This window comes from Aminobacter ciceronei, from assembly GCF_014138625.1.
In the GTDB taxonomy this organism is placed as follows: domain Bacteria; phylum Pseudomonadota; class Alphaproteobacteria; order Rhizobiales; family Rhizobiaceae; genus Aminobacter; species Aminobacter ciceronei.
Genome location: NZ_JACJHY010000021.1, coordinates 22,475 through 45,435 on the forward strand (window position 1 = coordinate 22,475; position 22,961 = coordinate 45,435).

The 22,961-nt window shown below is 64.2% G+C and carries 22 protein-coding genes and 1 pseudogene; 12 read left to right on the plus strand and 11 right to left on the minus strand.

All coding sequences use genetic code 11. The annotated features are described in order from the left end of the window. The 10 genes and pseudogenes from HNQ95_RS20480 (at nucleotide 1) to HNQ95_RS20520 (ending at nucleotide 10,521) form a co-directional block, all read left to right on the plus strand. Nucleotides 1-651, plus strand: a complete 651-nt coding sequence (locus HNQ95_RS20480) for an RNA-binding protein (RefSeq protein ID WP_067965752.1) — start codon at nucleotides 1-3, stop codon at nucleotides 649-651. Continuing rightward, the gene (infB, locus tag HNQ95_RS20485; RefSeq protein WP_154385945.1) at nucleotides 648-3,326 is read left to right on the plus strand and encodes a translation initiation factor IF-2; all 2,679 of its coding nucleotides are present in this window, start codon (nucleotides 648-650) and stop codon (nucleotides 3,324-3,326) included. The genes HNQ95_RS20480 and infB overlap by 4 nt, the downstream gene beginning before the upstream one ends. A gap of 114 nt (nucleotides 3,327-3,440) precedes the next feature. After that, on the plus strand, nucleotides 3,441-3,848 hold the full coding sequence (rbfA, locus tag HNQ95_RS20490; RefSeq protein ID WP_067954438.1) for a 30S ribosome-binding factor RbfA: 408 nt from the start codon (nucleotides 3,441-3,443) through the stop codon (nucleotides 3,846-3,848). Nucleotide 3,849: 1 nt separating this feature from the next. Then, nucleotides 3,850-4,797, plus strand: a complete 948-nt coding sequence (gene truB / locus HNQ95_RS20495) for a tRNA pseudouridine(55) synthase TruB (RefSeq protein WP_067954437.1) — start codon at nucleotides 3,850-3,852, stop codon at nucleotides 4,795-4,797. A 61-nt stretch (nucleotides 4,798-4,858) separates the two neighbouring features. Then, nucleotides 4,859-5,002, plus strand: coding sequence for a hypothetical protein (locus HNQ95_RS33745; RefSeq protein WP_246340913.1), 144 nt, complete (start codon nucleotides 4,859-4,861; stop codon nucleotides 5,000-5,002). 36 nt (nucleotides 5,003-5,038) lie between these two features. Next, nucleotides 5,039-5,953 (plus strand): annotated as a pseudogene (gene corA / locus HNQ95_RS20500) (magnesium/cobalt transporter CorA); the annotation flags it as partial. A gap of 163 nt (nucleotides 5,954-6,116) precedes the next feature. Continuing rightward, nucleotides 6,117-6,386 (plus strand): 30S ribosomal protein S15, encoded by a 270-nt coding sequence (gene rpsO, locus HNQ95_RS20505; RefSeq protein WP_154385943.1) that lies wholly within the window; start codon nucleotides 6,117-6,119, stop codon nucleotides 6,384-6,386. Nucleotides 6,387-6,754: 368 nt separating this feature from the next. Next, nucleotides 6,755-8,896: a polyribonucleotide nucleotidyltransferase gene (gene pnp / locus HNQ95_RS20510; protein WP_154385942.1), complete on the plus strand. Its 2,142-nt coding sequence runs from the start codon at nucleotides 6,755-6,757 to the stop codon at nucleotides 8,894-8,896. Nucleotides 8,897-9,023: 127 nt separating this feature from the next. Further along, the gene (locus tag HNQ95_RS20515) at nucleotides 9,024-9,440 is read left to right on the plus strand and encodes a hypothetical protein (RefSeq protein WP_154385941.1); all 417 of its coding nucleotides are present in this window, start codon (nucleotides 9,024-9,026) and stop codon (nucleotides 9,438-9,440) included. 64 nt (nucleotides 9,441-9,504) lie between these two features. Next, nucleotides 9,505-10,521: a class I SAM-dependent methyltransferase gene (locus HNQ95_RS20520; RefSeq protein WP_154385940.1), complete on the plus strand. Its 1,017-nt coding sequence runs from the start codon at nucleotides 9,505-9,507 to the stop codon at nucleotides 10,519-10,521. 59 nt (nucleotides 10,522-10,580) lie between these two features. On the opposite strand, the gene HNQ95_RS20525 is transcribed toward HNQ95_RS20520, so the two are convergent. The 4 genes from HNQ95_RS20525 to fabA form a co-directional block, all read right to left on the minus strand. Beyond that, nucleotides 10,581-12,119 carry a putative bifunctional diguanylate cyclase/phosphodiesterase gene (locus HNQ95_RS20525; RefSeq protein WP_154385939.1) on the minus strand — a complete coding sequence of 513 codons (1,539 nt, stop codon included), beginning with the start codon at nucleotides 12,117-12,119 and terminating at the stop codon, nucleotides 10,581-10,583. A gap of 197 nt (nucleotides 12,120-12,316) precedes the next feature. Next, complete coding sequence (gene fabI, locus HNQ95_RS20530; RefSeq protein WP_067954426.1) at nucleotides 12,317-13,129, minus strand: enoyl-ACP reductase FabI; 813 nt, start codon at nucleotides 13,127-13,129, stop codon at nucleotides 12,317-12,319. 10 nt (nucleotides 13,130-13,139) lie between these two features. Next, on the minus strand, nucleotides 13,140-14,363 hold the full coding sequence (gene fabB / locus HNQ95_RS20535) for a beta-ketoacyl-ACP synthase I (RefSeq protein ID WP_154385938.1): 1,224 nt from the start codon (nucleotides 14,361-14,363) through the stop codon (nucleotides 13,140-13,142). A 31-nt stretch (nucleotides 14,364-14,394) separates the two neighbouring features. Further along, the gene (fabA, locus tag HNQ95_RS20540; RefSeq protein WP_067954422.1) at nucleotides 14,395-14,913 is read right to left on the minus strand and encodes a 3-hydroxyacyl-[acyl-carrier-protein] dehydratase FabA; all 519 of its coding nucleotides are present in this window, start codon (nucleotides 14,911-14,913) and stop codon (nucleotides 14,395-14,397) included. A 273-nt stretch (nucleotides 14,914-15,186) separates the two neighbouring features. On the opposite strand from fabA, the gene irrA reads away from it, so the two are divergent. After that, nucleotides 15,187-15,585 carry an iron response transcriptional regulator IrrA gene (gene irrA / locus HNQ95_RS20545; RefSeq protein ID WP_371746543.1) on the plus strand — a complete coding sequence of 133 codons (399 nt, stop codon included), beginning with the start codon at nucleotides 15,187-15,189 and terminating at the stop codon, nucleotides 15,583-15,585. 80 nt (nucleotides 15,586-15,665) lie between these two features. Here irrA and HNQ95_RS20550 read toward each other — a convergent pair whose 3' ends face one another. Continuing rightward, on the minus strand, nucleotides 15,666-16,223 hold the full coding sequence (locus HNQ95_RS20550) for an SH3 domain-containing protein (protein WP_182575142.1): 558 nt from the start codon (nucleotides 16,221-16,223) through the stop codon (nucleotides 15,666-15,668). A 160-nt stretch (nucleotides 16,224-16,383) separates the two neighbouring features. On the opposite strand from HNQ95_RS20550, the gene HNQ95_RS20555 reads away from it, so the two are divergent. Beyond that, a complete protein-coding gene (locus tag HNQ95_RS20555) occupies nucleotides 16,384-17,385 on the plus strand; it encodes a 2-hydroxyacid dehydrogenase (protein ID WP_067954416.1) in 1,002 nt (333 codons plus the stop codon). Nucleotides 17,386-17,605: 220 nt separating this feature from the next. On the opposite strand, the gene HNQ95_RS20560 is transcribed toward HNQ95_RS20555, so the two are convergent. Genes HNQ95_RS20560 through dnaN form a run of 6 tightly spaced genes read right to left on the minus strand, consistent with a single transcriptional unit; the run spans nucleotide 17,606 to nucleotide 22,882 of the window. Further along, entirely contained in the window at nucleotides 17,606-18,019 is a 414-nt protein-coding gene (locus HNQ95_RS20560) for an aconitase X swivel domain-containing protein (RefSeq protein ID WP_067954414.1), read from the minus strand. Then, the gene (locus HNQ95_RS20565; protein WP_182575141.1) at nucleotides 18,016-19,269 is read right to left on the minus strand and encodes an aconitase X; all 1,254 of its coding nucleotides are present in this window, start codon (nucleotides 19,267-19,269) and stop codon (nucleotides 18,016-18,018) included. The genes HNQ95_RS20560 and HNQ95_RS20565 overlap by 4 nt, the downstream gene beginning before the upstream one ends. Continuing rightward, the gene (locus HNQ95_RS20570; protein WP_154385936.1) at nucleotides 19,266-19,748 is read right to left on the minus strand and encodes a GNAT family N-acetyltransferase; all 483 of its coding nucleotides are present in this window, start codon (nucleotides 19,746-19,748) and stop codon (nucleotides 19,266-19,268) included. Before HNQ95_RS20570 ends, HNQ95_RS20565 begins: the two co-directional genes overlap by 4 nt. A gap of 3 nt (nucleotides 19,749-19,751) precedes the next feature. Beyond that, nucleotides 19,752-20,510: a molybdopterin-synthase adenylyltransferase MoeB gene (locus HNQ95_RS20575; RefSeq protein WP_154385935.1), complete on the minus strand. Its 759-nt coding sequence runs from the start codon at nucleotides 20,508-20,510 to the stop codon at nucleotides 19,752-19,754. 52 nt (nucleotides 20,511-20,562) lie between these two features. Then, nucleotides 20,563-21,714 carry a DNA replication/repair protein RecF gene (gene recF, locus HNQ95_RS20580; protein WP_182575145.1) on the minus strand — a complete coding sequence of 384 codons (1,152 nt, stop codon included), beginning with the start codon at nucleotides 21,712-21,714 and terminating at the stop codon, nucleotides 20,563-20,565. 49 nt (nucleotides 21,715-21,763) lie between these two features. Then, on the minus strand, nucleotides 21,764-22,882 hold the full coding sequence (dnaN, locus tag HNQ95_RS20585; RefSeq protein ID WP_067954407.1) for a DNA polymerase III subunit beta: 1,119 nt from the start codon (nucleotides 22,880-22,882) through the stop codon (nucleotides 21,764-21,766). Nucleotides 22,883-22,961: the final 79 nt, after the last annotated feature.

Below are 22,961 nucleotides of genomic sequence, written 5' to 3' on the forward strand. Positions count from 1 at the left end.
ATGAACGATCGCACCTGCATCGTCACGCGCAAAAGCGCCGAACCGGATGATCTGATCCGTTTCGTCGTCGGCCCGGATTCGGCCGTCTATCCCGATCTCAAAAGAAATCTGCCCGGCCGCGGTTGCTGGGTGACGGCCGACCGCCTACATATCGACAAGGCGGCGGCCAAGGGCATGTTCGCCCGTGCCTTCAAGGCGCAGGTCGTCGTGCCGCCCGATCTGGGCGCAATGGTGGATAATCTGCTCGCCCGGTCAGCACTTGGCTCGCTTGGGCTTGCCCGCAAGGCCGGTCTGGTGGCACTAGGTGCCGCCAAGGTCGACTCCACGGTCCGTGCCGGCAAGGCGCTTCTGGTACTCCATGCTTACGAGGGCGCCGAGGATGGCGTCCGCAAGATCACCCAGGCCCGCAAGGCCACAGTGCATATCGGCGGGCCTGCCACGCCCGCCTACAAACTTTTTTCGGAAGCGGAATTGGGTTTGGCATTGGGGGCAACAAATGTGATACATGCTGCCGTCCTCGCGGGAGAAGCGGGCAAGGCGGTCGCGAAGCGCATGGTTGCGCTTGACCGATATCGGGGCGGATCCCCGGATGATCTGGCAATGATTGCGGCGATTGCCTACGACGATGATGCCGCAGAGGATATGGAATGAGCGATAGCAAATCGGGCGATGACAACACGTTGAGCGTCACTCCGAAGAAGACCTTGACGCTGAAGCGCCCGGGATCGGAGCAGGGAACGGTACGCCAGAACTTCTCGCACGGCCGCACCAAGCAGGTCGTCGTGGAGACGAAGAAGCGTAAGTTCTCCATGCCCGGCGACAAGCACGAGCCGACGCCGACGGCACAGACTGTTTTCGCGCCCAAGCCCCAGCCGGCAGCGCCCGCGCCGGCAGCTCCGGTTGCGCCCGTGGCAGCAGCGCCTGTTGCTCCGACGCCGGTCGCGGCAGCTCCTGCGCCCAGGCCTGCCCCGACGCCCGCGCCCGTCGCGAAAGAGGCACCGCGGCCTGCGCCGCGCCAGCCCGAGCGCTCGGGCATGGTGCTGAACTCATTGTCGCGCAGCGAGATGGACGCCCGTCGTCGTGCGCTCGAAGGCTCGGTCGCGCGAGAACAGGAAGATCGCGCCCGTGCTGCCGAAGACGCACGCCGCCGTGCCGAAGAAGACGAGCGCCGCCGCAAGGAGCGCGAGGATTCGGCTCGCCGCCAGGCGGAGGAGGAAGCCCGCCTCAAGACCGAGGCTGAATCCCGCCGCCGCGCCGAGGACGAAGCCCGCCGCCGTGCGCCGGCCGCTGCCCTCGAAGCCAATGTGCCTGACGAAGTGGAAGCCAAGCCGAAGGGCCGCGTTGGACCCGGTGCTGCAACCGCATCGCCGATCCGCCGCGTTGCGACCCCGGAGATCGCCCGTCCGGCCAAGACCAAGACCGAGGACGACCGTCGTCGTGGCAAGCTGACGCTCAACACGGCGCTGTCTTCCGCGGATGGCGACGCACGTTCGCGTTCGCTGTCGGCGATGCGTCGCCGCCAGGAGAAGTTCAAGCGTGCGATGCACCAGGAGACGCGCGAAAAGATCGTGCGCGAGGTCATCCTTCCTGAGACCATCACGATCCAGGAACTGGCCCAGCGCATGTCCGAGCGCGCCGTCGAGGTCGTCAAGTTCTTCATGAAGCAGGGCCAGATGCTGAAGCCGGGCGACGTCATCGACGCCGATACGGCCGAGCTGGTGGCTGGCGAGTTCGGCCACACGGTCCGCCGCGTTGCTGAGTCCGACATCGAAGAAGGCCTGTTCGACATCGCCGATCACAGCACGACGCTTGTGTCGCGTCCGCCTGTGGTCACCATCATGGGCCACGTCGATCACGGCAAGACGTCGCTGCTCGATGCCATCCGCAATGCCAATGTCGTGTCGGGCGAAGCCGGTGGCATCACTCAGCACATCGGCGCCTACCAGGTCGAAAAGAACGGTCAGAAGATCACCTTCATCGACACCCCCGGCCACGCCGCCTTCACGGCGATGCGTGCCCGTGGCGCCCAGGCGACCGACATTGCGATCCTGGTGGTTGCGGCCGACGACAGCGTCATGCCGCAGACCATCGAGTCGATCAGCCATGCCAAGGCTGCCGGCGTGCCGATCATCGTTGCGATCAACAAGATCGACAAGCCGTCGGCGAACGCCCAGAAGGTCCGCACCGAGCTGCTGCGCCACGAAGTCTTTGTGGAATCGATGGGCGGTGAAGTTCTCGACGTCGAGGTTTCGGCGAAGAACGGCACCAATCTCGACAAGCTGCTCGAAGCGATCCTGCTGCAGGCCGAAGTTCTCGACCTGAAGGCCAACCCCGACCGTACGGCTGAGGGCGTGGTCATCGAAGCCAAGCTCGACAAGGGCCGTGGTCCGGTTGCGACCGTGCTCGTCCAGACCGGTACGCTGCTGCCGGGCGACATCCTCGTCGCCGGCGACCAGTGGGGCCGTGTCCGTGCCCTGGTCGACGATCGTGGCAACCGCCTCGAAGAAGCTCCGCCGTCGATGCCGGTCGAAATTCTCGGCCTCCAGGGAACGCCTCAGGCTGGCGACCGCTTCGCGGTCGTCAACAACGAGGCCCGCGCCCGCGAGATCACCGAGTACCGCCAGCGTTTGGCGCGCGACAAGGCTGTCGCCAAGCACGCCACCCAGCGCGGCTCGCTCGAGCAGATGATGTCGCAGCTGCAGTCGTCCGGCCTCAAGGAGTTCCCGCTCATCATCAAGGGTGACGTGCAGGGCTCGGTCGAAGCGATCATCGCAGCGCTCGACAAGCTCGGCACCGACGAGGTGCGTGCGCGCATCGTCCATTCGGGCGCCGGCGCGATCACCGAAAGCGATGTCACGCTCGCCGAAACGTCGGGTGCTGCAATCATCGGCTTCAACGTCCGCGCCAATGCGCAGGCACGTCACGCCGCTGAGCAGCAGGGCATCGAGATCCGCTACTACAACATCATCTACAGCCTTGTGGATGACATCAAGGATGCGATGTCGGGCCTGCTGTCGCCGGAGCGTCGCGAGACCTTCATCGGCAACGCCGAAATCCTCGAAGTCTTCAACATCACGAAGACGGGCAAGGTTGCGGGCTGCCGTGTCACCGAAGGCAAGGTCGAACGTGGTGCGGGCGTTCGCCTCATCCGCGACAACGTTGTCATCCACGAAGGCACGCTCAAGACGCTCAAGCGCTTCAAGGACGAAGTCTCCGAAGTGCCGGTCGGCCAGGAATGTGGTATGGCCTTCCAGAACTACGAGGACATGCGTCAGGGTGACATCATCGAGTGCTTCCGCGTCGAGATGATTACCCGGAGGCTCTAAGCCTCTGGCATTAGTCTAGTCATTTGGACGGTGGCCGTTCGGCCGCCGTCCGTTTTCGTGCAGCAGGATGTGCGGTCCCATTCCGCCTCCTGCGACATATGGATTTTCAGGACCATGTCGCGTTTTCAGAGTTCAGGCCCATCCCAGCGCCAGCTTCGCGTCGGCGAGCAGGTGCGTCATGCGCTGTCCGAAATGCTCCCGCGCGGAGAAATCATCGATCCGGTGATCGAAACGACAGTCATCTCGATCACCGAGGTGCGGATGTCGCCCGATCTCAAGATCGCCACAGCCTTCGTGTCGCCGATCGGCGCCAAGGACCCGGACGCGGTCATCTCGGCACTCAACAAATACGCCAAATTCATCCGTGGCCGCGTTTCATTTGCCCTCAAGCAGATGAAATACATGCCGGAATTCCGTTTCCGGCTGGACACCAGTTACGACAATTTCGCCAAGATCAACGATCTGCTGCGCTCGCCCGAAGTGGCGCGCGACCTCGACGGCGAAGAAGACAAGGAAGACTGACATGTCGCGTCGCGGCAAGAAGAAAGGCCGGCCCGTCTCCGGCTGGCTGGTGCTGGACAAACCGGTGGGCATGGGCTCGACCGAGGCCGTCTCCAAGATCAAGTGGCTGTTCAACGCCGAGAAGGCCGGACACGCCGGAACCCTCGACCCGCTCGCCTCCGGCATGCTGCCGATCGCGCTCGGCGAAGCCACCAAGACCGTGCCTTACGTCATGGATGGCGCCAAGGTTTACCGCTTCACCGTCTCGTGGGGCGAAGAGCGCTCGACCGATGACCTGGAAGGACCGGTGACCAAGACCTCGGACAAGCGTCCGTCCGAGGAAGAGATCCGCGCCGTCATGCCGAAATATACCGGCGTCATCATGCAGACGCCGCCGCAGTTCTCGGCGATCAAGATCGCAGGCGAACGCGCCTATGACCTCGCCCGTGAGGGCGAGACCGTCGACATTCCGGCCCGCGAGGTCGAGATCGGCCGTCTCGAGATCATCGAAAACAGTGCTGATCGCACCGTATTCGAGATCGATTGCGGCAAGGGCACCTATGTCCGCTCGCTTGCCCGCGACATGGGACGGGATCTCGGCTGCTTCGGCCACATCTCCGAGCTTCGCCGCACCGAAGTCGACCCCTTCACGGCAGAGGACTTCGTCACCATTGCCGAGCTCGAGGCGGCTCGCACCGCCGGCCAGCCGGAAGGCGAAGAGGGCAAATGGGACTTCACAGCGATCGATGAATTTGTCGTCGACACCTCGGCGGCACTCGACTGCCTGCCGCAGGTCGCCGTGACCGACGAAGCCGCCTCCAAGATCAGGCTCGGCAACCCGGTCATCGTTCGCGGCCGCGATGCCCCTGTCGAGGCCGAGGAAGCCTGCGCCACCGCGCGCGGCAAGCTCGTCGCCATCGGCGCCATCGAGCAGGGCATGTTCAAGCCCAAGCGGGTGTTCACTGCCTGACGCTTGTCTGCCGGTGCCGTTTCCGCTTGGATCGCTGACATGATTCCGCGAGCGAGGCGAAATGGCACTGGCTGAACCCAACGGCAATCGTCGCCATCGCCAGCACGCACGGCCGCCGGTCGGCGCGTCACCCGGCACGCTGATCGCCGATCCGTCGGCGCGCCAGTCGGCGCTGAACCTGACGCTGATCTCACCTGATACCTGAGAGTTCGTCGACGACGCCAGCCTTGATGACGTCGAGGCGGCTTGCAACAACTGGCCGTTGATCTGGCTCGACTGCGTCGGGCTCGCCAATATCGGCCTGATCGAGGAGATCGGCAGGATCTTCCACCTGCACACGCTGGCACTCGAGGATGTGGTCAACACAGGCCAGCGCTCCAAGGCCGACTTCTTCGACGAGCATGCCTTCTTCGTACTGTCGATGATCGACGACGCCAGGACCAGCCGCTACGAGCAGATTTCGTTCTTCTTCGGCGACAAGTTCGTCGTCACCTTCCAGGAGCGCGAGGGCGACCCGTTCGAGCCGGTGCGCCAGCGCATCCGCACCTCCAATCCGAGCCGCCTGCGCAATCGCAAGGCCGATTATCTTGCCTATGCGTTGATCGATGCGGTGGTGGACAGCTACTTCCCGATTGTCGATGCCACCGGCGACAAGGTCGACGCCATCGAGGACGAGCTGCTAGCCGCGCCCAGGAAGCAGCACATCAGCCAGCTGCACGGCTTGCGCCGGGCAACCAGCCTGCTCAAGCGCACGATCATGCCGTTGCGCGACGCCCTGACGACACTCATCCGCTCCGATGCCCCCTTCATCACGGCCGAGACGAAGGTCTATTTCAACGACACGCTCGACCATGCCATCCGTCTCGCCGAAACGGTCGAATCCCAGCGCGAAACGATGATCGGCCTGATCGAGATGCAGCTGTCGCTATCGCAGTCACGGACCAACGAGATCATCGGTGTGCTGACCATCGTCTCGGCGATCTTCATCCCGCTGACCTTCCTCGCCGGCATCTGGGGCATGAATTTCGACCCCGCCAGCTCGCCCTGGAACATGCCTGAGCTGCTATGGCCCTACGGCTATCCGGCGGCGCTTGGCTTCATGGCCTTTGTCGCGATCTCGCTGGTGCTGTTTTTCCGCTGGCGCAAATGGCTCTGAAGCGCGGCCCGGAGCCGGCTTGCGAATGGGACTGGCTTTTGTTGCCAAATTCCACTATATGCGCCGCAACATCGCGCTTTTGAGCGCCTTGTTCCATTGGCCCCAGCTGGACGACATCCCGGCCGAGGGCGTCCCGTTTCCTCCAGATTGAAAGGAAAACACGATGTCGATCACTGCAGAGCGCAAGGCCGAGCTTATGGCTCAGTTCGCAACCGCCAAAGGCGACACCGGTTCGCCGGAAGTCCAGGTTGCCATCCTCTCCGAGCGCATCAAGAACCTGACCGAGCACTTCAAGGACCACAAGAAGGACAACCACTCCCGTCGTGGTCTTCTGGCGCTCGTCTCCCTGCGTCGCTCGCTGCTTGACTACCTCAAGCGCAAGGATGACGCACGCTATCAGACGCTGATCGAAAAGCTCGGTCTGCGCCGCTGATGAATTGACCGGCGGGTTCTCCCCCAGGGGAGGACCCGCCGGTCGCGCATTCGGGCCATCCTCATCGGTGGTCCATCGGTCCGATCTCGCCACAGGGGCGGGGTCGCGCTGAAAAAGGTTCCGGAGCGCCGCAGCGACGCGCCCGAACCGCCCATGGACGGTCATGGGGCAGGATTGCAGGACGTTCGGCCGGCCGCATTTGCGGCCATTTCTCCCGCCGAGCTTCTTGTTGTCTTGCCCGTGGCTGGCCAAACCGAAGCCAAGGCGCGAGCGGAAGACCAGGAGGTTTTCCTATGGCGCGCCGAACAAGCCAGGGAATTGGCGCGCCGAGATGCGGCGTCGACCGTTCCCGCCACGAAGGACAGAATATGTTCAATCACCACAAAGTTGAAATCGAATGGGGCGGCCGTCCGCTCATCCTCGAAACCGGCAAGATCGCGCGCCAGGCCGATGCCGCCGTGCTCGCCACCTATGGCGAAACCGTCGTCCTCGCCACCGTCGTTTCGGCCAAGGAGCCGAAGCCGGGCTTCGACTTCTTCCCGCTGACCGTCAACTACCAGGAAAAGACCTACGCAGCCGGCAAGATTCCTGGCGGCTACTTCAAGCGTGAAGGCCGCCCGAGCGAGAAGGAAACGCTGGTTTCGCGCCTGATCGACCGTCCGATCCGCCCGCTCTTCGCCGAAGGCTACAAGAACGACACCCAGGTCGTCGTCACCGTCGTCCAGCACGACCTCGAGAACGACCCTGACATCCTGTCGATCGTCGCCACCTCGGCTGCGCTGACGCTTTCGGGCGTGCCCTTCATGGGCCCGATCGGCGGCGCGCGCGTCGGCTACATCAACGGCGAATACGTGCTCAACCCGCACATCGACGAGATGCAGGAATCGAAGCTCGACCTCGTCGTCGCCGGCACTGACGCCGCCGTGCTGATGGTCGAGTCGGAAGCCAAGGAACTGGCTGAAGACGTGATGCTCGGCGCCGTCATGTTCGGTCACCGCGGCTTCCAGCCGGTCATCGACGCCATCATCAAGCTGGCCGAAGTGGCCGCCAAGGACCCGCGCGACTTCACCTCGCCCGACAATTCCGATCTCGAAGCCGAGATGCTGAAGATCGTCGAAGGCGAACTGCGCGACGCCTACAAGATCACCGACAAGCAGGCCCGCTACGCCGCCGTCGACGCGGTCAAGGCCAAGGTCAAGGCAGCGTTTGCCGCTGAAGGCGAGGAAGCTCCGAAGTGGTCGTCCGAGAAGGTCGCCACCGTGTTCAAGGAGCTCCAGGCCAAGATCGTGCGCTGGAACATCCTCGACACCGGTTCGCGCATCGACGGCCGCGACCTCAAGACGGTCCGCGCGATCGTCTCCGAAGTCGGCGTCCTGCCGCGCACCCACGGCTCGTCGCTGTTCACCCGGGGCGAGACCCAGGCGCTGGTCGTTGCCACGCTCGGCACCGGCGAAGACGAGCAGTATGTCGACTCGCTGACCGGCATGTACAAGGAGAAGTTCCTCCTTCACTACAACTTCCCCCCCTACTCGGTTGGTGAAACCGGCCGCATGGGTTCGCCCGGCCGCCGCGAAATCGGCCACGGCAAGCTCGCCTGGCGTGCTGTCCGCCCGATGCTGCCGGCTGCCGAGCAGTTCCCCTACACGCTGCGCGTCGTCTCCGAGATCACCGAGTCGAACGGCTCGTCGTCGATGGCCACCGTCTGCGGCACCTCGCTGGCGCTGATGGATGCCGGCGTTCCGCTGCAGAAGCCGGTTGCCGGCATCGCCATGGGCCTGATCAAGGAAGGCGAGCGTTTCGCCGTCCTCTCCGACATCCTGGGCGACGAGGATCACCTCGGCGACATGGACTTCAAGGTTGCCGGCACGACCAACGGCATCACTGCGCTGCAGATGGACATCAAGATCGACGGTATCACCGAAGAGATCATGAACATCGCGCTCGGCCAGGCCAAGGACGGCCGCCTGCACATCCTCGGCGAAATGTCGAAGGCTCTGTCGGAAGGCCGCAAGGAACTCGGCGAATTCGCTCCGCGCATCGAGGTCATGCACATCCCGACCGACAAGATCCGTGAAGTCATCGGTTCGGGCGGCAAGGTCATCCGCGAGATCGTCGAGAAGACCGGCGCCAAGATCAACATCGAGGACGACGGCACGGTCAAGATCGCTTCGTCGAACGCCAAGGAGATCGAGGCGGCCAAGAAGTGGATCCACACCATCGTGGCCGAGCCGGAAGTCGGTGAGATCTACGAAGGCACGGTCGTCAAGACCGCCGACTTCGGCGCTTTCGTCAACTTCTTCGGCCCGCGCGACGGCCTCGTCCACATCTCGCAGCTTGCCAACGACCGCGTTGCCAAGACCTCGGATGTGGTCAAGGAAGGCGACAAGGTCTGGGTCAAGCTGATGGGCTTCGACGAGCGCGGCAAGGTCCGCCTGTCGATGAAGGTCGTCGACCAGGCCACCGGCAAGGAAATCGTCAAGAAGGCCGAAGGCGAAGAAACCGCCGCTTGAGCTTCTGCTTGATGTAATCATGAAAAGGGCGCAGCCGCATGGCTGCGCCCTTTTTGTTTGGGGAAGGGGCGACCGAATGACAAGCTTGAGACGGATCGATGTTCCGGCATGCGACGCTGGAGCGCCCATGCCGATGGTAGTCGCCGATGAAGAAGGTCTGCTCTTCGGTTACTACCTACAGGCTTCCGGACGCGTGCTGTTCGAGACATGCGCGATTGTCAGCGCCGGTCCGTATCTTGCCCTCAAATTCGGCTATCCCAACGACGAGGTGCTGGGCGGGCATCGTTATGCGCCCTTGGGGCTTGCGGCTTACGAAGCCTATGAGGTGCTGGACTCGGAGTGGATCGACGAAATGAGGACGGCCAATCGCGTACATCGACAGCATTCGGACGCGCTGTTTGCACGCTATCGTCATTTTGTCTTCGCATTCCACGACTCCGTCCTGGAGTTCGTGGCCTCACGCGCGCCGGAGGTGAAGTGCCTGCGTGGAGAGTTGCGTGGCTTGCTTTTTGCCGAGGTTGGCGGTCAGACAAAGAACGGCTAAGCGATAGCCTGGTGGCGGTCCCGGACTGGCCGCTGATCGAACTCCCAGACACCTGGAAAACGCCATGCCACGCGACGCACTGAAAACCCTGTTCTATCCCTTCGAGGCCGAGCTGTTGGCGATGCCGGGGCAGGGCATGCGTGCCCTGTTCATTGGCGCTGAGCCGGGCTTCAGGAAGCCGCAGGGCTTCGACGCCAGGCTTTCCCTTGTCCAGGGCTTCCGCCCGCATGTGCTCGCCCTGGCGGCGGCCGGACACGATGTTGCGGCGCGCGCCGAGGACAACGGCTTCGACATTACCCTGGTGCTGGCCGGGCGTCATCGCGGGCTCAACGAGCTGCGTGTCGCCGAGGCGATCGAACGCGTTGCGCCGGGCGGGCTGATCGTCGTTGCCGGCGGCAAGGAGGACGGCATTTCGAGCTTGCGCAAGCGCCTTGGCGGTTTGCTCGAGATCGAGGACCATTTGCCCAAATATCACGGCACGGCGCTGTGGTTCCACCGAACCGCCCAGGCCGAGGCGGCCGCAGCAACCTTGCGCGCCGACAATCCCGAAGTGCTGGTCGAGGGCCGCTTCCGCACCGCGCCCGGCATGTTCTCCTTCGAGCGCATCGACGCAGGCTCGCGCCTTCTGGTCGACAACCTGCCCGCCGACATCAAGGGCAAGGTCGCCGACTTCTGCGCCGGCTGGGGTTATGTCGCGGCGGAGGTGGTTTCGCGTGCGAAGGAGCTCAAGGCGCTCGACCTGTTCGAAGCCGATTTCGAGGCACTGGAGGCAGCCAGGTCCAACGTGGCGGCCACATCCGTCCAGCCTGGCTTCCACTGGCAGGACCTCGCCAAGGAGCCTGTCGAGCGGCGCTACGACGTGGTGGTGATGAACCCGCCCTTCCACCAGGATCGCGACGCCGATCCCGAGATCGGCCATCGCATGATCAAGGCGGCGGCCGCGGCGCTCAAGCCGGGCGGGCGGCTGTTCATGGTGGCGAACCGCCACCTGCCCTACATGCCCGTTTTGGCGCAGGCTTTCTTCTCGGTCGAGGAAATCGCCGTCGACAACGCCTTCAGGGTCTATTCCGCCAAGCGTTGAGGTTGGGCATCGGCGCCAGGCACGGAACCGCCATCAGGCCACGGCGCGCTGACGGGGGGTCAGTGCAGATGGGCGATGCCTTCGGTGCCCTGGGTCAGTGCCGGGTCGCCGAGGCTGAGCGGCGCGGGCCGCCCGTAGAAATAGCCCTGGACCTCCTGGCAGCCGGCAGCCCTCAGCAGGGTCGCCTGTGTCTCCGTCTCCACGCCCTCGGCAATGGTGCGCACGCCGAGTGCCCTGGACAGGCCGACGATCGTCGACACCACGGCGCCCGAATTGCTGTCGGTCTCCATGCGGCTGACGAAAGAACGGTCGATCTTCAGCTTGTGGAACGAGAAGTCGATCAGATAGGCGAGGTTCGAGTAGCCGGTGCCGAAATCGTCGACTGCCACCGAGATGCCCATGGCGGTCAGCTGCTTCAGGATGGACGCCGCGCGATCGCGGTCCTGCATCATCGCCGATTCGGTCAGTTCGAGTTCAAGCCGCTTCGGCTCGATGCCGGTGTCCTTGATGATGCGCTCGACGATGCCGACGAAATCGCGGGTCATGAACTGCACCGGCGAAATGTTGACGGCAACGAAGCAATCCTCCGGCAGCAGGCGGGCGTCGGTGCAGGCCTTGCGCAGCACCCATTCGCCGATCGGCGCGATCATGCCGGTCTCCTCGGCGACCGAGATGAACTCGACCGGCGGGATCATGCCACGCTCGGGGTGGCGCCAGCGGATCAGCGCCTCATAGCCGACGACGCGGCCCGACGTCAGGTCGAGCTGCGGCTGGTAGTGCAGGTCGAAATCGCCCCGTTCGAAGGCGCCGTGCAGCTCCGATTCGATCCACCGGCGGTGGTCGGCTACCCGGCCCATTTCGGGCTGGAACACGGCCCAGTCGCCGATGCCGCTGGCGCGCGCATTCTGCAGCGCAAGGTTCGAGCGGCGCAGGAGTACGACCGGGTCGTAGCCGTCCTTGGGCATGGCCACGACGCCGACGGAGACGTTGACCGACTGCTGGTGCGACGGCAGCTGGTACGGCCGCATCAGGTCGTGGATCAGGCGCCCGATCAGCGTGTCGAGCGAACAGCGCAGCATCTGGTCGGGATAGAGGATGGCAAACTCGCCGGCGCCGATACGACCGATGACCATGTCGCGCGGCAAAGCCGCCTTGAGCCTCGCGGTAAAAGCGCGGATCAGCGCGTCGCCATTGCTGTAGCCGATGGCGTCGTTGATCTGCTTGAAGCGGTCGATATCGATGTCGATAAGGAACATCGGCTTGCCGGTACGGGCCGTGGACGACGCTGCCTCGGCGATCTTGCCGACCATCGCGGGCCGCGCCAGAAGCCCGGTCAGCTTGTCGAAATGCGTTTCGTTGAAGACGAAATCAGCCGATTCGTCGACGCCGGCGAAGAACGACATTGCGGCGATCGAGGCGGCAAGCGCGCAAAGGGCTGCGATAACAGCGCTGATCGCGTCGCCCGACATGTCGCCGACATTGTTACCAAGGCCAAGCCTCAGGACCCACAGGCCCAGCACAAAGCTGCCCATGCCGGAAGCGGCGATGGTAATGAGCCGAAACGTGGAGCTTCGACGGGGATTCCTGGCGGCAGGCATGCTGATTTTCCTAACTTGCGCGGCATTTCTACCGATTCGCTCGTTAAGATCGATTTTGACGATTGTCTACAATTTTACCAGCAGGCGTTTTTGTTTCCGCGCCACGCGCCCCGTCCGGATGCGAGAATGGCGCCGCATATCCTGAAGTCGAGCTCGACCATGCTCGAAAATCGACGCCGATTTTCGAGGGGAGGGCGCTAGTCGCGCCCGCCATCCATCTGCTTGAGCTCGTCCAGCGTCGGCATCGAGACGATGTGGTAGCCCGAATCGACGTAGTGGATCTCGCCTGTCACGCCCGACGACAGGTCGGACAACAGGTACAGCGCCGAGCCGCCGACCTCTTCGAGGCTGACCGTGCGGCGCAGCGGCGAGTTGCGCTGCTGATAGGTGAACATGTGGCGCGCATCGGCGATGCCGGCACCCGCAAGCGTGCGCACCGGTCCGGCCGAGATGCCGTTGACCCGGATGCCGCGCGGGCCGTAGTCGTTGGCGAGGTAACGGACGCTGGCCTCGAGGCCAGCCTTGGCGACGCCCATGACGTTGTAGTTCGGCATGACGCGGACAGAGCCGGCATAGGTCAGGGTGATCATCGAGCCGCCGTCGTTCATCAGCGCCGCCGCGTGCTTGGCGACCTCGGTGAAGGAGAAGCACGAGATCACCATGGTGCGCACGAAGTTCTCGCGCGTGGTGTCGGCGTAAAGGCCCTTGAGCTCGTTCTTGTCGGAGAAGCCGATGGCGTGCACCAGGAAGTCGATGCCGCCCCACTTTTCCCTGAGCGTCTCGAAGGCGGCAGCCACCGAAGCGCTGTCCTCGACGTCACACGGCACCAGGATCTCGGCGCCGACCTTTTCTGCCAGCGGCTTGACCCGGCGGCCGAAAGCTTCGCCCTGATAGGTAAAGGCGAGTTCGGCGCCATGCTCGGCAAGCTTCTGTGCGATGCCCCAGGCAATCGAATGGTCGTTCGCGACGCCCATGATGAGCCCGCGCTTGCCCTTCATCAATCCGTCCATGTCGGTGTCCCTATGCCGAGAGGCGCTGGAAAACGAGCGTGGCGTTGGTGCCGCCGAAACCGAAGGAGTTGGACAGCACGGTGTCGATCTTGGCGTCGTCGATGCGCTTGCGCACGATCGGCATGCCTTCGAATTCCGGGTCCAGCTCTTCGATATGCGCGCTTTCCCCGATGAAGCCGCCCTGCATCATCAGGATCGAATAGATCGATTCCTGCACGCCGGCTGCACCCAGCGAGTGACCGGTCAGCGACTTGGTCGAGGTGATGTTCGGCAGCTTGCCGGCGAAGACTTCGCGGATGGCGCCCATTTCCTTCGAATCGCCCACTGGCGTCGAGGTGCCGTGGGTGTTGATGTAGTCGACCTCACCCTTCACCGTCGACAGCGCCTGGCGCATGCAGCGCATCGCGCCTTCGCCCGACGGCGCGACCATGTCGTAGCCGTCAGAGGTCGCACCGTAGCCGACCAGTTCGCAATAGATCTGGGCGCCGCGCGCCTTGGCATGTTCGAGCTCTTCGAGCACCAGCACGCCGGCACCACCGGCGATGACGAAGCCGTCTCGGTTGAGGTCATAAGCGCGTGAAGCGACCGAGGCGCGGTCATTGTATTTGGACGACATCGCGCCCATGGCGTCGAACAGGTTCGACATGGTCCAGTCGAGGTCCTCGTGGCCGCCGGCGAACATGACGTCCTGCTTGCCCCACTGGATCATCTCCGCAGCATTGCCGATGCAATGCGCCGAGGTCGAGCAGGCCGACGAGATCGAATAGTTGACGCCGTGGATCTTGAACCAGGTGGCGAGCGTCGCCGAAGCGGTCGACGACATCGCCTTCGGCACCGCGAACGGTCCGATGCGCTTGGGGGAATTGTTCTTGAGCGTGATTTCCGACGCTTCGACGATGGTGCGCGTCGACGGACCGCCCGAGCCCATGATGATACCGGTGCGCGGGTTGCCGGAGACGACGCTCTCTTCGAGGCCGCTGTCGGCGATCGCCTGCTTCATGGCGACATGGTTCCACATGCCGCCCTGCGACAGGAAGCGGGCGGCGCGACGGTCGACCAGCTCGGTCGTGTCGAGATTGGGCGCGCCCCAGACCTGGCACTTGAAGCCGTGTTCGGCGAAATCGTTGGAGAAGCTGATGCCGGACTTGGCGTCCCGCAGCGATGCCGTGACCTCGTCGGCATTGTTGCCGATGGACGATACGATACCAAGGCCCGTTACGACGACGCGTCTCATTCAGATTTTCCTTTCAGAATGTCCGGCGGCCTCAGGCCGCGGCTTCCTGCTTCGAGAGCCCGACCTTGAGGTCGGTGGCCTTGTATATGGTCTCGCCATCGGCTTTCAACCAGCCGTCAGCGATGCCCAGGACCAGGCGGCCGCGCATCACGCGCTTGAAATCGATGCCGTATTCAACCTTCTTGACCGAAGGCGTCACCATGCCCTTGAACTTCACCTCACCGGTGGAAAGGGCCATGCCCTTGCCCTGCTCGCCGAGCCAGCCGAGGTAGAAGCCGGTCAGCTGCCACATGGCGTCGAGGCCGAGGCAGCCCGGCATGATCGGGTTGCCGATGAAGTGGCAAGGGAAGAACCAAAGGTCCGGCTTGATGTCGAACTCGGCGCGGGCAAAGCCCTTGTCGAACTCGCCGCCGGTCTCGCTGATCTCGGTGATGCGATCGAACATCAGCATCGGCGGAGCAGGCAATTGGGCATTGCCGGGTCCAAACAGCTCACCGCGGGCGCAAGCCAGCAGCTCCTCGTAGCCGTAGCTGGATTTCTGTTCGGCCATGAACACCTTCCCGTCATCGTTTTGGGCGGTGCCACGCCCTTCTTGTGTGCTCTCACTAGCACAGACTGTCTCAAGCCGGAAACCGGCGTTTGCGATTAACGCGCCCATCCGCCTGGGTCAATGCGCGCTATTGATCGCATTTGAGCTACAGAATATATGTCAACCATAGCTTGCCGGCTGCCGATCAGATTTTGCGCGCTTGCGGGCTTGATATGGGGCGAAGGCAAAACTTCGACGAGGCGACGAGTGGATTCCCACAAGGCAAGCATTGCTGTGGAAATGCGTGTCCGCGACGCGGGGCTGAGGCCCACGCGTCAGCGTATCGCTTTGGCTGAACTGCTGTTTGCCAAGGGCGACCGGCACCTTTCCGCCGAGGAACTGCATGAAGAAGCCTTGTCGGCCGGTGTGCCGGTGTCGCTTGCGACCGTCTACAACGCGCTGCACCAGTTCACGGAATCAGGCCTTCTGCGCATCCTGGCCGTCGAGGGGTCGAAGACCTATTTCGACACCAACACCTCTGACCATCACCACTTCTACATCGAGGGCGAGAACCGCATCTTCGACATCGAGTCGAATTCGGTTTGTGTGTCCAACCTGCCGGAACCTCCGGAAGGCATGGAAATCGCCAATGTCGATATCGTGGTCAGGCTGAGGCCCAAGCGCCCGGCCTGACCGGGAGCCTGCAGCCGCTCTTTTCGATTGATCGCTCAGCCGCGTTCGCCGCGCGCCCGGAGACAGCCGGGCGTCGACGATCAGTTCTCGATGCTTTCGCCCGGGTAGGCGCCCCAGACCTGCGACTGGTTGAGCCAGCCGCTGGTGCCGGCAAACGACATCTCGCACCATGTGCCGTTGCACTGCTTGATCGAGCCGACGACGCCGGGGTCGATGATGGCGACAGTGCGCGCGCCGTTCTCGGGCTTGGCGAGCAGGTTGAGCTGCGCCGGCTTGCCACGCTGCCAGGGGGCCGTCATCGCGGTGCGGTGACCAGACAGCAGCGACTGGTTGATCCAGCCCTCTGCACCTTCGGAATCGCGCACGCGGCGCCAGTTGTCATATTCCTGGATGATTTCCATCGGCAGGCCCGGCTTCATATAGAGCCAGTCGACCGGATAGTTGACGCCGGGACCGATGCGCGAATTGACCTTGCCCGACTTGAGACTGACGAATCGCGGCAACGGCAGGCCGCTGGGGCCGATCGTCCCATTCGGGGCGGCCGTGGCCGGGCCGACGAAACCGCTATCGGGCGAAACGAAAGCAAGGCCGATCAGGGCAGCGCTGACGGCCAGACGGAGCGACGCGAAACCAGACACTTCCGTAACCTCTGTTTGAACTTGGTGCCCTTTAGGCGGACACCCTTTTTCTTTGTCTTCGGCGGCACTGCTTGTTACACAGATTACCACTCATGGATCGGATTGCAGTTTCGCCGGTCTTGGTTAAAGAGGTCTCAACGAGATCTTCGTCGAGGATAGAATGGCCGGTCGAAAAAAGCCTCTCGTCGTCATTACGCGCAAGCTGCCCGACCAGGTCGAGACGCGGATGCGCGAACTCTTCGACGCGCGGCTGAATGTCGACGACCGGCCGATGAGCCAGCCGGAGCTGGTGGCGGCGGTCAAGGAAGCCGACGTGCTGGTACCGACTGTGACCGACACCATCGACGCCGCCCTGATCGAGCAGGCCGGCCCCAACCTCAAGCTGATCGCCAATTTCGGCAATGGCGTCGACAAGATCGACGTCACCGCCGCCGCCAAGCGCGGCATCACCGTCACCAACACGCCGAACGTCCTGACCGAAGACACCGCCGACATGGCGATGGCGCTGATGCTCGCCGTTCCACGCCGCCTGACCGAGGGCGCCAGTGTTCTCACCGGCGACAAGAAATGGGCCGGCTGGTCGCCGACCTGGATGCTCGGCCGCCGCATCGGCGGCAAGCGCCTCGGCATCGTCGGCATGGGGCGCATCGGCACCGCGGTTGCCCGCCGCGCCAAAGCCTTCGGTCTGTCGATCCATTACCACAACCGCCACCGTGTGCTGCAGTCGGTCGAAGACGAGTTGGAGGCGACCTATTGGGAAAGCCTCGACCAGATGCTCGCCCGCATGGACATCATCTCGATCAACTGCCCGTCGACGCCGGCGACCTTCCATCTGCTGTCGGCCCGCAGGTTGGCGCTGATGCAGCCGCACGCCTATCTCGTCAACATCGCCCGTGGCGACATCATCGACGAGGACGCACTGGTCAAGATGCTGCAGGACGGCAAGCTTGCGGGGGCCGCCCTCGACGTCTTCGAGCATGAGCCGGCGGTCAACCACAAGCTGCTCAAGCTTGCCGCCCGCGGCAAGGTGGTGCTGATGCCGCATATGGGCTCGGCCACCATCGAGGGCCGCATCGACATGGGCGAAAAGGTCATCATCAACATCCGCGCTCACGTCGACGGCCACCGCCCGCCGGACCGGGTGCTGCCGCTGAGGACCTGAGCGGACGCGATTTTCGCTGCGTCCCTCGAGGCTCGCCTCTTGGGCTCGCACCTCTGGATGAGGAAGGTCGTCGCTTTTCAGCTTGCCGCCTCGATGGTCCAGAACTTGGTGCGGAGTGCTCCGACTGCCCCATCCAGAGGTGCGAGCCCTCATCCACCTTGCATGGTTGGGGCTATGGGCTGGCGGCGGCCTCGAAGGACGCACGGCCCAGCCGCCCGCTTCAGTTGGAAACGCTGATCGCCCCATCAGCACCAACCTGCAGCTGCCTTCCCTCGAACGCGGCGAACATCTCCCGCGGCAGCCTCACCGCCACCGGTGTCTCCCAACCCATCTCTCGCGCCACGATCAGCCCGAGCAGGAGGATGGCGTCGGGCTCGTGCAGCACCAGTGCCGCCGGCGCATGACCGGCATGGACAAGTTCCATCAGTACGGCTGATGCCGACGAAGAGCCGATAGTGCCAGGCAAAAACAACACCTTGCCCGACATGCTCTGACCGCATTCGGGATGGCGTACGTCGGCGATGCGCCCGGATTTTGGATCGACGCCGCCCCAGAAGCTGATCGGCGCCGACAGCACCAGTGCCGGGCCTTGACCCGGCTTGCCTGCGACGAGGATGTTGCCGCGTGCGCTCACGAGCCGAGCCTCGCAAACACCGGCCGCCCGGTGACGGCACTTTCGACGCAGTCGGCGAGCGAGCCATAGAGCACGGCGTAGCCGGTGTTTCCGGGTGCATAATGGGCGAACTTTCCCGAATTGGTCATCAGCACGCCGCCGGCACTGTCAGGCAGGATCGGCGTCACCACCACGCAGGTATCAGTGACGATGACCACGCCGAGCGCTTCCAGCGCCTTGCGCTGGCCGTTGCGGTCGAGCTCGGCCAGCACATGTCGGCCGGTGCAGGCATGGATCGGTACGGCAAGCCGCCGACCAGCCATCAGCCGTTGCAGCGCGCCGAACTCGTCAAGCGACAGATGGGGGCTGCCGATGGCGACGGCGTCGATGCGCTCGGTGTTGCCGGCTGTCGAAAGCCTGGCCTGGGCGGAGGCGACCATGGCGGCCGTTACCAGGATCGTGATCTCGGCTGTGATGCCGCCCAGCGCCGTTTCGGCATCGGGCGCTTCCGGGGTGACGCCGTCAATATGGAACAGGCCGACCGCACCAGACGATGCGGCCGCAGCACCAAAGGCCTTGAGCGCGTCCTCGCCGGGGTTTCGTGGTATCCCCGTCACCACGCCGACGGCATTGCCGGCCTCGCGGCCATAAAGGCTGCCGAGCACCGGCCAGGCGATTTCAGAGGCGAGGAATTCGGGGGGCAGGGCGGAAACATCGAAAACCAGCGTCGCGCGGCGGTTCTCCTTGAGGTGCAGGCCATAGTCGGGCGCGCGGCCCGAGATCGCGCAGGCGATGTCGAGGAAGTCGCCATAGCGGTTGGTGCGGGCGCCAAGCACCGAGTTGCAGAAGACGACAGCGTTCGATTCGCCCCAGGCGACGTCGCTGCCGAAGGCAGGGCGGTGGCCGGCCTGGTAGGGCGCGCAGGTCCAGCTCTGCTCGCAGCCGAGCTTGCGGTAGGCCTCCATCATCCGACGCGCCATCGACCGTTGCGGCTCTTCGAGGCGCACGCGCGAGCAGCCCATGAGATCGAGCGCGCCGACATTGAGCGTCGAGCGCACAGCCACTTGGGCGCCGCCTTCGACCAGCCGTTCGGCGAACAGCGTGCCCGAATCGCCGTGATAGAGCGCACCGTCTATATGCGCCGAGGCGATTGGGATCAGCCTGGGCGCGCCGAGAAGGGACGCACTTTCGGCGACGATGCGCATCGCCATGGCAGCGCCATCGGCCCCGCCGGCGATTCTCCGTTCGTCGGCGGTGAGAGCGAGACTCACCGAAGCGTCTTTCGAAAGGTGATCGAGGTCGGGCGGTCGAAGCCGTCATGCGCGGTACGCTCGAACTCGACGAAGCCCATTTTGGCAAAGGTAGCGTGGTTGGCAGCGATCTCGATTCGCGTTTGCAGCTCGAGCACCGGCTTGCCCCGCTCTGCGGCATGGCGCTCGGCCGCCAGCATCAGCGCCCGGCCGATGCCAAGGCCGCGAGCGCTGTCGTCGACGGCAAGCTTGCCGACATAGATGACATCGTCCCGCTCGGCGGCGAAGATGCAGCCGACAAGCCGTCCGTCCAGGGTGGCGATGAAGCCGACCTCATCCCCGGCCTTGTCGCGCAGACTGGCTGCAGTCAGCCGATGCGCCGAGGACGGCGGGTCGATGACGCCGTCCATATAGGCGAAGGCGCGCATGATCAGGCCGAGCAACTCGTCCCAGCGGTCGAAAGCCTGCGTCAGCCGCGCGATGTCAGCTTTGCCTGCCATGGTTCAGGAGGCTTTGTAGCGCACGGTGTCGAAACGTGCACCGAGCGCATCGTAGAGCAAAAGCCGGCCGACAAGCGGCTCGCCGATGCCGGTAATAAGCTTGATCGCCTCCATTGCCTGCAGCGTGCCGATCACGCCGGTCAGCGCGCCGAGCACGCCGGCCTCGGCACAGGACGGCACCAGCCCCGCCGGCGGCGGCTCGGGAAAGAGGTCGCGATAGGTCGGGTTCTTGCGGCCTTCGGCGTTCGTCTCGAACGGCTTCAAAACGGTGATCGAACCGTCGAAGCGTCCCACAGCGGCATGTACCAGCGGCCGCCTCACCTCGGCTGCGGCATCGGCCACGGCATAACGCGTCTCGAAGTTGTCGGAGCCGTCGATGACCATGTCGTAACCGGCGATCAGCTCGGCAGCGTTCGCCGAGGTCAGCCTGAGCTTGTGCAATTGGACCGTCACATGCGGGTTGATGCGGGCAATGGTTGCGGCGGCACTGTCAGCCTTGGAGATGCCGACTGAATCAGTGGCGTGGATGACCTGGCGCTGCAGGTTGGACAACGAGACATGGTCGTCGTCGACGATTCCAAGCGTGCCGACGCCGGCCGCTGCGAGATATTCGAGCACCGGGGCGCCGAGCCCGCCGGCACCAATCACCAGCACGCGTGCGCGCTTCAACTTCTGCTGGCCCGGCCCGCCGATCTCCGGCAGCACGATATGCCTAGCGTAGCGTTCGAGTTCTTCAGGGGAGAGCGGGGCTGGCTGGTTCATGGCGCTACCATATCGCCACGGCTTGTGCTTGTCAGTCGGATAGCCGCGCGAACTATCGGTCCAGACTATCGGGCAACGGCGTTTCGCTGACGCTGCCATGGTCGACGGTCAGGAACTGCGCCCGGCCGGCGAGGCTTGAAAACAGGCTGGGCTCGGTGCCGGTCATGAAGGCCTGGCAATTGAGCTCTTCGAGGATTTCGAACAGTGCCGCGCGCCGTCCGGCATCGAGATGGGCGGCGATCTCGTCTAGCAGCAGGATGGGAGCAGCACCCGCCATCTCGCCGGTGAGGCGGGCATGCGAAATGACGATGCCGACCAGCAAGGCCTTCTGTTCGCCGGTCGAGCACAGCTCCGCCGGCATGGATTTCGGCTTGTGGCGCACGACGAGATCGGAGCGGTGCGGGCCTTCGAGCGTGCGTCCCGCCGCGCGGTCGCGCTCGCGCCCGCCGGCCAGGGCCTGGCGGAAACGCTCCTCCAGCTCCACCGCCGGCATGTCGCCGATGCTCTGTTCGAGCGTACCGGCCAAACTCAGCTCGGCTTGCGGGAAAGGGCCGGTTTCCGGCATTCGCCCGATCATCGCCGTCAGAAGTCGCACCATCTCGACGCGCGCGGCGGCGATCGCGGCACCCGTCTCGGCCATCTGGATCTCGATCGCATCGAACCAGGCGTTGTCGCGCCGGTCTTCGGACAGCAGGCGATTGCGGCCGCGCATCGCCTTTTCATAGTCGAGCGCGCGCTGGCCATGCGCCGGGTCGATCGCCAGCACCAGCCGGTCGAGAAAACGGCGACGGTCGCCGGCCGGCCCGGTGAACAGCGCGTCCATCGACGGCGTCAACCACACCACGCGTAGCCATTCCAGCATGTCGTCGGCCTTGGCGGCGGCACCATTGATGCGCACGCGGCGCCCGGCCTCGCCTACAGCGTCCGGCGTCGTGCCCGTGCCCAGCTCGGCATCTCCGAACGGCCCCTCGATCGCCGCATGCACGGCAAAGGCACCCGCGCTGCCTTCGCGGGCGACGTCGGGATAGGGCGCACGGCGCAGGCCGCGTCCCGGCGTCAGGAAGGAGATGGCTTCGAGAAGGTTGGTCTTGCCGGCACCATTCTCGCCGGTGAACACCACCGCGCCCGGCCTGAGGTCGAGCGAGAGCGAGCTGTAATTGCGGAAGTCGGTAAGCTGAAGCTTACCGATATGCGTCGAGGGGATGCGCTTCCGCGTCTCCCCCGTATCTGGCTCCAACACGGGCGTGTGGGCGCTACACGCGCATCGGCATCAGCACGTAGAGAGCGTTCTCGTCGGCTGTGTCGTGGATGAGCGTGGGCGACCCGGCATCGGCCAGCATGAAGCGGGCTTCGCTGCCCTTGAGCTGGGCGGCAACGTCGAGCAGGTACTTGGCGTTGAAGCCGATCTCGATCGGGTCCGAGGAATAGTCGGCGGCCAGCTCTTCGACGGCGCTGCCCGAATCGGGATTGTTGACGGCCAGCGTCACCAACCCGTCGGCGATCGACAGCTTCACCGCGCGGCCACGCTCGGACGAGATCGTCGAGACACGGTCGACGGCAGCAGCAAAGCTCTGGCGGTCGATGATCAGCTTCTTGTCGTTGCCGCTCGGAATGACGCGCTGATAGTCGGGGAAGGTTCCGTCGATCAGCTTCGAGGTCAGGATCACGCCGCCGATGGTCAGGCGCATCTTGGTGTCGGAAATCTCGGTGGTGACGGCGACGTCCGGATCGTCGATCAGCTTCTGCAGCTCGGAAACGGTCTTGCGCGGAATGATGATGCCCGGCATGCCCTCGGAGCCGGCCGGCGCCTCGACCTCGGCGCGCGCCAGGCGGTGGCCGTCGGTGGCGACCGCGCGCAGCATCAGCTTGCCGCCGCTCTCATGCGTGTGCAGGTAGATGCCGTTGAGATAATAACGCGTCTCTTCGGTCGAGATGGCGAACTGGGTCTTGTCGATCAGGCCCTTGAGCGCGTTGGCGTCGAGCCGGAAGATGTGGGAGAAAGTGCCGGCGGAAAGCTCGGGGAAATCCGACTGCGGCAGGCACTGGAGGCGGAAGCTGGAGCGGCCAGACACCACCGACATGGCGTTGCCGTCCTCGTCGGTCTTCAGCATCACTTCGGCGCCGTCAGGCAGCTTGCGCACGATGTCGTAGAGCAGGTGCGCGGGAACCGTGGTCGCGCCGCCCTGTTCGACGGAGGCCGGTGTTGCTTCCGAGATCTCGAGATCGAGGTCGGTCGCCTTCAGTTCGAGGCTCGCGCCATTGGCCTGCAGCAGCACGTTGGACAGGATCGGAATGGTGTTCCGGCGCTCGACCACGCGGTGCACGTGGTTCAGGGACTTCAACAGGTTGGAGCGTTCCAGGATAACACGCATGACGAAACAGGCTCGCTTGTTTGAAGGTGCGGGCTCGCGGGCTCGAATGCGCCCGGGAAAGCCCGCAACACGATCGGAA

Bases quoted from the DNA above. Each gene is read 5' to 3' on its own strand.
- HNQ95_RS20515 (WP_154385941.1), top strand. From the start codon at position 9,024: ATGCCGATGGTAGTCGCCGATGAAGAAGGTCTGCTCTTCGGTTACTAC.
- rbfA (WP_067954438.1), top strand. From the start codon at position 3,441: ATGTCGCGTTTTCAGAGTTCAGGCCCATCCCAGCGCCAGCTTCGCGTC.
- HNQ95_RS20575 (WP_154385935.1), bottom strand. From the start codon at position 20,510: ATGAACCAGCCAGCCCCGCTCTCCCCTGAAGAACTCGAACGCTACGCT.
- HNQ95_RS20555 (WP_067954416.1), top strand. From the start codon at position 16,384: ATGGCCGGTCGAAAAAAGCCTCTCGTCGTCATTACGCGCAAGCTGCCC.
- fabB (WP_154385938.1), bottom strand. From the start codon at position 14,363: ATGAGACGCGTCGTCGTAACGGGCCTTGGTATCGTATCGTCCATCGGC.
- fabA (WP_067954422.1), bottom strand. From the start codon at position 14,913: ATGGCCGAACAGAAATCCAGCTACGGCTACGAGGAGCTGCTGGCTTGC.
- rpsO (WP_154385943.1), top strand. From the start codon at position 6,117: ATGTCGATCACTGCAGAGCGCAAGGCCGAGCTTATGGCTCAGTTCGCA.
- infB (WP_154385945.1), top strand. From the start codon at position 648: ATGAGCGATAGCAAATCGGGCGATGACAACACGTTGAGCGTCACTCCG.
- HNQ95_RS20570 (WP_154385936.1), bottom strand. From the start codon at position 19,748: ATGGCAGGCAAAGCTGACATCGCGCGGCTGACGCAGGCTTTCGACCGC.
- truB (WP_067954437.1), top strand. From the start codon at position 3,850: ATGTCGCGTCGCGGCAAGAAGAAAGGCCGGCCCGTCTCCGGCTGGCTG.
- HNQ95_RS33745 (WP_246340913.1), top strand. From the start codon at position 4,859: ATGGCACTGGCTGAACCCAACGGCAATCGTCGCCATCGCCAGCACGCA.
- dnaN (WP_067954407.1), bottom strand. From the start codon at position 22,882: ATGCGTGTTATCCTGGAACGCTCCAACCTGTTGAAGTCCCTGAACCAC.
- fabI (WP_067954426.1), bottom strand. From the start codon at position 13,129: ATGGACGGATTGATGAAGGGCAAGCGCGGGCTCATCATGGGCGTCGCG.
- pnp (WP_154385942.1), top strand. From the start codon at position 6,755: ATGTTCAATCACCACAAAGTTGAAATCGAATGGGGCGGCCGTCCGCTC.
- HNQ95_RS20525 (WP_154385939.1), bottom strand. From the start codon at position 12,119: ATGCCTGCCGCCAGGAATCCCCGTCGAAGCTCCACGTTTCGGCTCATT.
- HNQ95_RS20520 (WP_154385940.1), top strand. From the start codon at position 9,505: ATGCCACGCGACGCACTGAAAACCCTGTTCTATCCCTTCGAGGCCGAG.
- HNQ95_RS20480 (WP_067965752.1), top strand. From the start codon at position 1: ATGAACGATCGCACCTGCATCGTCACGCGCAAAAGCGCCGAACCGGAT.